We start from the raw sequence: 11,648 nt of genomic DNA on the forward strand, positions 1-11,648 counted from the left end.
GCTTTATAAAGACGGTGTTGAGCGTAACAATACAGGCATGATTGCAGGCTCTGATCTAACAGATACAGTTACCGTTGTGCTTTCTACAAGCAATCAGCTTGTTGACTTCACAGAGCAAAACCCAGATACAGCAACTATTGCAGGGCGTGTGTATTTCGATGAAAACCAAGATGGCACCATTGCTGATAACGACAAATTATTAGCCGATGTAGGCATTACCTTAACGGGTAAAAATATCTTCGGTTCAASAATCTCGTTAACGACGCAAACGAATRCGCARGGTGAATACACGTTCGCGAATTTATTTGCTTCAGATGATAATGGTTACACCGTAACGCAAACGCAACCTGCGCTTTATAAAGACGGTGTTGAGCGTAACAATACAGGCATGATTGCAGGCTCTGATCTAACAGATACGGTTACCGTTGCGCTTTCTACAAACAATCAGCTTGTTGACTTTACAGAGCAAAATCCAGATACAGCAAGCGTTTCGGGACGTGTGTATTTCGATGAAAACCAAGATGGCACCATTGCAGATAACGACACGTTATTAGCCAATGTCGATATTGCCTTAACGGGTAAGGATATCTTCGGTTTAGACATTAATCTTACCGCACAAACGAATACGCAAGGTGAATACACGTTCGCTGATTTATTTGCCTCAGATACTAATGGTTACACCGTAACGCAAACCCAACCTGCACTTTATAAAGACGGTGTTGAGCGTAACAATATAGGTGTAATTGCAGGCTCTGATGTAACAGATACAGTTACTGTTATGCTTTCTGCAAGCAATCAGCTTGTTGACTTTACTGAGCAAAACCCAGACACCGCAAGCGTGTCAGGCCGTGTGTACTTCGATGAAAATCAAGACGGCACCATTACAGGTAACGACACGTTATTAACGAATGTCGATATTACCTTAACGGGTAAGGATATCTTTGGTTTAACAATCTCGTTAACAACGCAAACAAGCGCGCAAGGTGAATACACGTTCGCTGATTTATTTGCCTCAGATGCCAATGGGTACACAGTAACGCAGACGCAACCTGCGCTTTATAAAGACGGTGTTGAGCGTAACAATGCAGGTGTAATTGCAGGCTCTGATCTAACGGATAAAGTGACTGTTGTGCTTTCAACAAGCAATCAGCTAGTTGACTTTACAGAGCAAAATCCAGATACAGCGGCTATTTCAGGGCGTGTGTATTTTGATAAAAACCAAGATGGCGCACTTGCCGGTAACGACACGTTATTAGCGAATGTCGATATTACCTTAACGGGTAAAAATATCTTCGGTTCAGACATTAACCTGACAACGCAAACAAGCGCGCAAGGTGAATACACGTTCGCTGATTTATTTGCCTCAGATACTAATGGTTACACCGTAACGCAAACACAACCCGCGCTTTATAAAGACGGTGTTGAGCGTAATAGCTCGGGTGCTATTGCAGGCTCTGATCTAACAGATACAGTGACTGTTGTGCTGACCACCAACAACGAGTTTGTTGACTTCACAGAGCAAAACCCCGATACAGCGACTATTTCAGGCCGTGTGTACTTCGATGAAAATCAAGACGGTGTGATTGCAGACAACGATAAGTTATTAGCTAATGTAGATATTGCCCTAACAGGTAAAGACATCTTCGGAACTGACATTAACCTGACAACGCAAACAAGCGCGCAAGGTGAATACACGTTTGAGAATTTATTTGCCTCAGATGCCAATGGATACACCGTGGCGCAAACACAACCCGCGCTTTATAAAGACGGTGTTGAGCGTAATAGCTCGGGTGCTATTGCAGGCTCTGATCTAACGGATACAGTGACTGTTGTGCTGACGACAAGCAACGAGCTTGTTGACTTCACAGAGCAAAACCCAGATACAGCGACTATTTCAGGCCGTGTGTACTTCGATGAAAATCAAGACGGTGTGATTGCAGACAACGATAAGTTATTAGCGAATGTCGATATTACCTTAACGGGTAAAAATATCTTCGGTTCAGACATTAACCTGACAACGCAAACGAATGAGCAGGGTGAATACACGTTCGCTGATTTATTTGCCTCAGATACTAATGGTTACACCGTAACGCAAACCCAACCTGCACTTTATAAAGACGGTGTTGAGCGTAACAATGTAGGTGTAATTGCAGGCTCTGATGTAACAGATACAGTTACTGTTATGCTTTCTGCAAGCAATCAGCTTGTTGACTTTACTGAGCAAAACCCAGACACCGCAAGCGTGTCAGGCCGTGTGTACTTCGATGAAAATCAAGACGGTGTTATTGCTGGTAACGATCTGTTATTAGCGAATGTCGATATTACCTTAACGGGTAAGGATATCTTCGGTTTAGACATTAATCTTATCGCACAAACGAATACGCAAGGTGAATACACGTTCGCTGATTTATTTGCCTCAGATACTAATGGTTACATCGTAACGCAAACACAACCCGCGCTTTATAAAGACGGTGTTGAGCGTAACAGCTCAGGTGTGATTGCAGGCTCTGATCTAACGGATACAGTGACTGTTGTGCTGACGACAAGCAACGAGCTAGTTGACTTCACAGAGCAAAACCCAGATACAGCAACTATTTCAGGGCGTGTGTATTTTGATGCAAACCAAGATGGCACCATTGCTGATAACGACACGTTATTAACGAATGTCGATATTACCTTAACAGGTAAAAATATCTTCGGGACTGACATTAACCTGACAACGCAAACAAGCGCGCAAGGTGAATACACGTTCGCTGATTTATTTGCTTCAGATGCCAATGGGTACACCATGGCGCAAACACAACCTGCACTTTATAAAGACGGTGTTGAGCGTAATAGCTCGGGTGCTATTGCAGGCTCTGATCTAACGGATACAGTGACTGTTGTGCTGACCACCAACAACGAGTTTGTTGACTTCACAGAGCAGAACCCCGATACAGTGACTATTTCAGGCCGTGTGTACTTCGATGAAAATCAAGACGGTGTGATTGCAGATAACGATAAGTTATTAGCTAATGTAGACATTACCTTAACGGGTAAAGACATCTTCGGTTCAACAATCTCGTTAACGACACAAACAAGTGCGCAAGGTGAATACACGTTCGCTGATTTATTTGCCTCAGATGCCAGCGGTTATACCGTCACGCAAACGCAACCTGCGCTTTATAAAGACGGTGTTGAGCGTAACAATACAGGCATGATTGCAGGCTCTGATCTAACAGATACGGTTACCGTTGTGCTTTCTACAAGCAATCAGCTTGTTGACTTCACAGAGCAAAACCCAGATACAGCAAGCGTGTCAGGCCGTGTGTATTTCGATGCAAACCAAGACGGCACCATTACAGATAACGACAAGTTACTAGCCAATGTAGACATTACCTTAACAGGCAAAGACATCTTCGGGAGTGACATTAACCTGACAGCGCAAACGAATGTGCAAGGTGAATACACGTTTGCTGATTTATTTGCTTCCGATGCTAATGGGTACAACGTGACGCAAACACAACCTGCACTTTATAAAGACGGTGTTGAGCGTAATAGCTCAGGTGTTATTGCAGGCTCAGACACTAGCGATACTGTAACGGTGCAATTAATTGCTAACGAAAATCAGTTAATTGATTTTACCGAAATGGCAAAAGATGATGCGCGCATAGCTGGTTTTGTATTTAGCGATGAAAATATGGATGGGCTACGTCAATCGAACGAGCAAGGCATTTCAGACGTTGTTATTACTCTTGCTGGGCAAAACATTTATGGTAATGCTATTAATGCAACAGTATTAACAAATGCGCAAGGCGAGTTTGCTTTTGTTGGATTATCAGCGAGTGACGTACGAGGTTATGTGGTTAAGCAAGTTCAGCCAGAAAACTGGTTAGACGGTTTAGAATCACTTGCAGGCCGTGTTGTGAATTCGCAAAGTATTAACGATGAATTTACTGTGACTCTAAGTGCGTCTGAGCAGTTAACTGCGCTTGGATTTGCAGAATTAGCATCAGCAAGCTTATCGGGCTATGTTTTTGTTGATACGGATAAAAATAACATCAGAACAGCCCAAGATTTAGCGATTGAGGGTGTTGAGTTAACGGTTTCGGGGCGTGATTATAATAACAACCCTGTAACCCAGTCAGCGACTACCGATAGCTTAGGTTTGTATGCATTTAAAAACTTAGCGCCAAGTAATGAGCAAGGTTATCAGATCCAACAAACACAGCCGAAGAACTACATTGATGGCTTTGAAAGTATTGGCCAAGATGTTATCGGAAGAAGTGATCAGAGCGACATAATTACTGCTATCAATGTTAAGCCGTCACAAGAAAGCAAAGAGTATAACTTTGCAGAAAATTACGGTTTATCAGTTAAAGGTCGTGTGTTTATTGACCATGATGATGACGGTTTCTACCCTGTCTTAGCTGATAGTTCAGCTCAACAAAGTATTGCTTTAGCAAACGTTGAGATCACGCTATCAGGTAAAGATTATCGTCAAAACGATATTCTGCAAACGGTCATGACCAATGAATTTGGCTATTATGAATTCCCTGAATTGTCTCCAAGTAATGAACAAGGTTACACACTTGAGCAACAACAACCTAAAGACTACCTCGATGGGTTAGAGTCAGCACAAGGTGAAGTAATTGCGGACTCTAGAGGGTCAAATATAATCGTTGTAGGTCAACTACAAGGAACGGGAGAAGTCGGCTACTTTGACTTCGCTGAATTACCAGCTTCTTCGTTAGCAGGTAAAGTATGGGTTGATGCGAATGAAAGTGGCACTTTAGATGAGCAAGAAACACTGCGTATTCGTGATGTAACCGTCACGCTAACAGGTGTCGCACTTGATGGTGAAAATGTCACTCGCGTGACGAAAACCAATGAGCAAGGTCAATACACCTTTGATTCATTAAAGGCAGGAACTTACGCAATTACGCAAACACAACCAAGTGCTTGGCTAGATGGTAAAGAGCAGTTAGGTTCTCTATCAGGTGTAATTGCAAATGACAACTTTAGTGAAATCCAACTTGAACTTGGACAACAAGGTAACGATTATAACTTTGCTGAGACAGGCAGCTATTTATCAGGAACTGTTTACGTTGACTTAAATGATAATGCAACGCAAGAAGACAACGAAATTGGTATTGCACAAGTGCAAATGCACATCGAAGGTATTGATTTAGATGGGCAAGCAGTAGTAAGAATGACAACTACTGATACCTATGGTCGTTATCAATTTAAGCACCTTCCATTATCAGATGCGACTGGTTTCACTATTACGCAAACGCAACCAGAACAAACCCAAGATGGTAAAGATTCAGCGGGTTCATTAGGGGGTGTTGTTGCGCAGCAAATTGGTGCTGATGAAATTAAAAACATCAATATCAATGAGCATATCACCCTGGCGACAGAGTATAACTTTGGTGAGCAATTAACCAACCCTGCATCTATCAGTGGTTCTGTATGGCAAGATAACAACCACAACCGAGCTGATGATGATAATAACGGTAAATCAGGATGGTTAGTTGAACTCTTAGCAGATCCGCAAACAGGCGAAGCTAATCCGCTTGAGGCTGAACCATTAATTGTGGTTCGCTCGAATGAGCAAGGTGATTATACTTTCGCAGGTTTACCTGTAGGGGTATATGAAGTGCGCTTTAGACACCCTCAAGGTGGCGTGATCTACGGAATACCGGTATCAAATGATGCTGACACATCAACTGATAAAGGCACCATTTTGAATATTATTCTCAGTGCCGGAGAGCAAGTGGTTGAGCAATCTCTGCCAGTTGATCCGTCAGGTATTGTTTATGATTCACGTTCAAGAGAGCCAATCAAAAACGCCAAGGTTAGCATTACAGGGCCTGCTGGGTTTGAACCTGATTTACACCTAGTTGGTGGTCTTGATAATGTTGAGCAAACAACAGCAGATGATGGTTTTTATCAATTCTTATTATTTGCAAATGCGCCGGTTGGAGAGTATCAACTCGCGGTAACAGCACCGGTTGGTTTCTTGCAGGGCGAGTCAAAATTGATCCCCGCATGTACAGCGCGCTTAGAAGTTAGTGCTCAATCGTTACCAGTATTGGTTCATCAAACCAATAAAGCGCCAGTGGCTTCTTCTGCAATTCATGATGCGGCAAGTTGTCCTACCCAATCTAGCAATGTGGCACAAAGTAATGCGTCTACACAGTACTACACGCGTTTTTATATCAATCCACAATTACCATCAGCAAACGTGGTGAATAACCACATACCAGTAGATGGTTACGGTGATGATTTAGTGCAAGTGACTAAAACAGCCCTTAAACAAGATGTGGTTGTTGGTGAAATGGTGCCGTATGAGATTGTTATTTTTAACCGCTCAGACAAAGTATTACAGCCGGTTAGCTTTATTGATCAGCTTCCAGCGGGTCTAAAGTATGTCATTGGTAGTGCACGTATTGATGGTATTAGCATTGAACCTCGCGTGTTCGGTAGACAGTTGATTTGGCCAGTTCGCGAATTACTGCCTCAACAAACAGTAAGCATTCAGTTACTCACTGTTGTAGGAGCAGGCGTTAGCGAAGGCAAATACATAAACCAAGCATGGGTTGAATACACAGGCTCTGGCGATCAGGACAATCCAGATGACGGTGGCACGCCAGGTGGCGGCGGTAAACCAGGTGATGAAATTCCTAAAGGAAAGCGCGTTTCAAATATTGCGATTGCAAGTATCCGCGTTATTCCAGACACCATCATGGATTGTAGTGACTTAACTGGCCAGGTGTTTGATGATCACAACCGCAATGGCATACAAGAGCAAGGTGAAACTGGTTTACCTGGCGTGAAGCTAGCCACAGCTCAAGGTTTGTGGATCACCACAGATCAGCATGGCCGCTATCATTTAGCGTGTGCAGATGTGCCGCATCAAGCGCGTGGTAGTAACTTTATCATCAAGGTTGATGTGCGCAGTTTACCATCAGGGTATCGAATCACATCTGAAAACCCGCGTGTAGTTCGTTTAACACGAGGAAAAAATGTAACGGCTGACTTTGCAGCGAGCATCCATCGTGTTGCACGTGTACAGCTAAGTCAAAGTGCGTTTGATGAGCAGGGATTAATTGCCACGCATAGACAGCAATTGGAGCAATTACTAACTGTTATTGTGGAACAGCCAATTACAGTCAGGGTGGCTTATCAATTGGCCGAAAATGAAAATATACGTCAAGCAAAGCAACGTATTGCTGAACTTAATCAATGGTTTATTGCTCAGTGGAACAATTCAAATACTGAGCATGAGCTTACCCTAGAGGCGGAAGTTGTCGAATATGTTTTACCGCAAGAAGTTGTTACAGAGGGGCGTAAAAATGACTAAGTCACATAAATTTACGCCAATATCATTAACACTCGTTACGTTATTTGGTTTATCACCTGTAGCAAAAGCGGCTGGGATCACAAACGGCCTGAGCAATGATCAAGTACGCGAAAATAGCTACCACAGTAATACTGAAGAAGTGATAGTACAGAGGCACTTTGTACTTCACGCTTTGCCTGAAATAAAGCCGACTACAACACAGCTTAGTGAAGTAAAGCAAACTCCTGCAAGTGCTGAATTCGTTAAGGATTCAGCAATCCGCTTTGTTTCTGGTAAGCACTTTTTAACGGGCTCAACCAAGCAAGAAATGGATCGAATTATTGATTTTTTGCAGGGTAAAAAACAGCTGAATATCCACTTTATAGGCCATGCGGATAGCCAAAGGTTAAGTCCTAACGCAAAACGTATTTATAAAACTAACCAAGGTTTATCAGAGCATCGCGCCAATATTGTGGCCGAATATTTTCGTCAGCAGCTAGGTATATTGCCCTCAGCTACGACAATGGAAGGGCGCTCAAATCACGATCCCGTTGCTAGCAACGACACTCTTGAAGGTATGGCGCGTAACCGCCGAGTTGAAGTAATTGCAGTGTATGTAGAAGAAAAAACCTCAGTAAAAACGATTGTCAATGCAGGCCCAGATCGACGATTAATTTGTGATGGTGATTTTCGTCAACAAGCTGCAATGGCTATCACACTAGATGGTAAACCTTTTGCTAGCAGTGACAGTGCCAATAATGCCGATGCTCAGCGTTGTGCCGATGTGGCGTTAGAAAAAATGCAACTTCAGTTAAAATATAATCCATTGGATGCATTACCAAAGCTCAGTGTGGCGCACGCCATTACTGAATCTGGTGATACGCTAATGCTGCATTTAAAAGGCTACAGTAACTACATAAACTTTTTTGAATATGCCGAAGTACACATCATGTCACCGAATGGCACAGACATACTTAAAAAAGTACCATTGGGCGAAAACCTAGAAGGTAAATGGCGCTTACCAGGCAATATGTTAGGTATGAGCCTAAATTACCGCTTAAGGGTATATGATAAAAGTGGCCGCTTTGACGAAACCTCTTTCAGTAGCGCGGACTTTAGACCGAAATTTGCCGTAGCAAATGAAAAAGTCAATGGCTACTTAATGGCAAACTATGGTAAATCGCAACTCGCTAAACAAAATATTAAAGTTGATGGTGGCACTTTAACCTTATTTGGTGAAGAGGTGCCAGATCGTCACAGCGTTTATTTCTTAGGGCGTGTTGTTGCTATTACCCGAGAGCGTAAATTTGTACATCAACAAATTGTGCGCACTGGCTATCATAAAGCAGAAGTTGCGGTATTGAATGAAGAAGGCAATGGCGCATTAATTCAACGTGATTTAGCACTACCAAAGAGTGACTGGTTCTATGTTGCGATGGCCGATCTCACCGTGGGTCAAAATAGTCATAATGGCCCTGTAGAGCTATTAAGTGACGCCCATAATAAAGACAATAACTTATTTGCCGAAGGGCGTTTAGCCGCTTACATAACAGGTAAATGGGAAGATGAATACAAAGTAACAGCGCGTATTGACACCCGCGAAGCGCCGTTAAACGAGTTATTTTCTAATCTCCATGAAAAAGATCCAAAAAGCTTATTCCGTCGCTTAGAAGAGCAAAAATATGTAGCTGAGTATGGTGATGATTCAACGGTTGTTGATGATGCACCGAGTAACGGTAAAGTGTATTTAAAAATAGCGAAAGATCACTCACAAGTTATGTGGGGTAACTTTAATACACAAGTCAGTGATACTGAACTCAGCCGTGTTGAGCGCGGATTATATGGTTTGCAAACCCAATACCGCAGCAATGATGTCACCTCTTTTGGTGAACATAACAGTAAAGCAGAAATCTACGTAGCAGAAGCTGAAACACTCCCAGCATATGAAACACATAGGGCAACTGGCGGGTCGCTTTATTATTTACAACATCAAGATATAGTGCTTGGCTCTGATCAAGTTGCCATAGAGATCCGCGATAAAATATCAGGGTTAGTGTTGATCCGTCGTAATTTAACACCAGGTCAAGACTACGACATGGATGCATTGCAAGGGCGCATCTTACTGACGCGACCACTCTCATCATTTGCAGCAGATGATTTACTTGTTCGTGCAGCAAGTTTTGACGATAACCCAGCGTATTTAGTTACAAGCTATGAGTACACACCAGGCTTTTCAGAGTTAGATAATTTGACTTATGGTGGGCGAGTAAGCAAGTGGTTGACTGATCAAGTTCAACTTGGGATCACAGCCAATAAGCAACAACTTGACGAGTATGACGACACACTCATCGGCTTAGATGCGACCTATCGTCACAGCGCCAGCAGCTACGTTAAAGTTGAAGTTGCTCAAACAGATGGCATTGCAAGTCAGCTTAATTCGTTTAACGGTGGGTTTAGTTTTGATGAAATACGCTCAGGACAAGGACCTGTTAAAGCAAACGGAATACGCTTAGAAGCGGCAACCAGCTTTAAAGAATTTGGTTTAGAAAGCGACGGGCAAGCGCAATTTTATTGGCAACGTTTAGAGCAAGGTTTTGCGGGGCTTGGCCAAGTTAATGCGGATGAAGCAAACACCGCTGGTATAATGATGCAATGGCAAGCGACAGAAACTACAGCAGTTAAAGTGAAAGCCGATGACAATAAAGTAAGTAATCGCTACAAGCGTCAAGCTGCAGAAATAAACGTCACTGAAACAATCGATAAACATTGGCAAGCCAGTGCGGGGATCAGACAAGATGAACGTCGAAACCTTACTCAGGTGCAAAATCAATCGCAAAATACCGCGTCAAGTAAAGCCCGAAATGATGAAGGTAAGCGAACAGATACCGTTGTTCAGTTATCATATCAATCAGATGCAAACTGGTCAGCTTACGGCTTTGTACAAGGCACACTTGCCAATGACGCTACTCGCTTACGAAATAATCGCATTGGTTTGGGTACAGAAGTTCAAATTACCGAAAGTGTTAGCCTAAATGGTGAAGTTTCAGAAGGTAATTTAGGGTTTGCAGGCACTGCAGGTATTGATTATGCCTACAGTGATAAAGGTAATGTGTATCTTAATTACCGCCTAGATCCTGATGGTAGCGATTTGTTTAATAATGCTGAGCAAAAGCAGTGGGTAAGCGGGGCAAGGCATCGTTTTAATGATTCAACCAGCGTTTATGCCGAGCAACAATGGCAGCATGACGATAGGCAGCAAGGTCTTACACATGCCTATGGTGTCGATCACAGCATAAATTCACGTTGGCAGGTACAGTTAGGCCTTGAAAACGGCAATATTGACATGTTTGAAAATGGTCGATTAGAAAGATCGGGAGTTAACCTCGGATTAGGCTATCAGTTTGAAAATATTCGTTGGGCAGGCGCATTAGAATATCGCACAGACGAAACTGAGCAGGAAAAACGCACTAATTGGTTAATGCGTAATAATTTCAGCGTTAAATTAAATGAAGACTGGCGCGGACAATTACGTGTTGACACCGCGATCAGTGATAGCGATCAAGAAGCGCAAAGTGGCGCATTTAATAGCGATTTTACCGAAGCGCAGCTTGGTTTCGCATATCGCCCTATTGATGCCAGCCCTTGGTCAGGCCTAGCAAGCTTAACCTATCTTGAAGATTTAGCCCCAGCGCAGCAGCTTAGTGGCATTGGTCGAGATAACACGCCACAGCAGCGCAGCACCGTGTGGGCGGTTGATGTAAATTATCAATTTTCACCACGATGGCGGTTTGGAACTAAGCTTGCGCAGCGTACAGGCGAAATACGCTTAGTGCGAGATGAAGGCCCTTGGTTTGATTCAACAGCAACCTTAAGTGTACTGCGCGCTGATTATCATTTACAGCATAATTGGGACGCAACACTAGAATGGCGCATGCTCAAAGTCAGCGAATCGCAAGATAGACGAAGTGGAGCGCTCGGCGCTATTCATCGTCATATTGGTGAGAATATGAAGATAGGTATAGGCTATAACTTCACTAATTTTTCAGATGATTTGACCGACTTAGATTATGATTCAAAAGGTTGGTTTATCAATATGGTTGGTAAGTTTTAGCCTATACCCAAACTACCTCAAGATACAGAATTCAGCGTTTCACAGGGACTTAATATCAAGGCGTTACTTTGCAACAATGGCAAGAAGTAACAACGCAAAGAGTAAGTGCCTGTGAAGCGTCCATGGGGTTGGTTTAAAAGCGATTTATACTGCGTTACTTTTATAAGGGATTGATTTTAACAATAGACTCACTATTACTTGCAATCAATGCCT

2 protein-coding genes are annotated in these 11,648 nt (G+C 42.9%); both read left to right on the forward strand.

From position 1 onward, the window contains the following. Positions 1 to 37: 37 nt before the first annotated feature. A complete protein-coding gene (locus ADS77_RS19615) occupies positions 38 to 7,345 on the forward strand; it encodes an SdrD B-like domain-containing protein (RefSeq protein WP_235575817.1) in 7,308 nt (2,435 codons plus the stop codon). Continuing rightward, positions 7,338 to 11,435 (forward strand): OmpA family protein, encoded by a 4,098-nt coding sequence (locus ADS77_RS19620; RefSeq protein WP_054455928.1) that lies wholly within the window; start codon positions 7,338 to 7,340, stop codon positions 11,433 to 11,435. Before ADS77_RS19615 ends, ADS77_RS19620 begins: the two co-directional genes overlap by 8 nt. Positions 11,436 to 11,648 lie beyond the last annotated feature (213 nt).

Origin of the sequence: Pseudoalteromonas porphyrae (genome assembly GCF_001298125.1) — a bacterium.
In the GTDB taxonomy this organism is placed as follows: Bacteria; Pseudomonadota; Gammaproteobacteria; order Enterobacterales; family Alteromonadaceae; genus Pseudoalteromonas; species Pseudoalteromonas neustonica.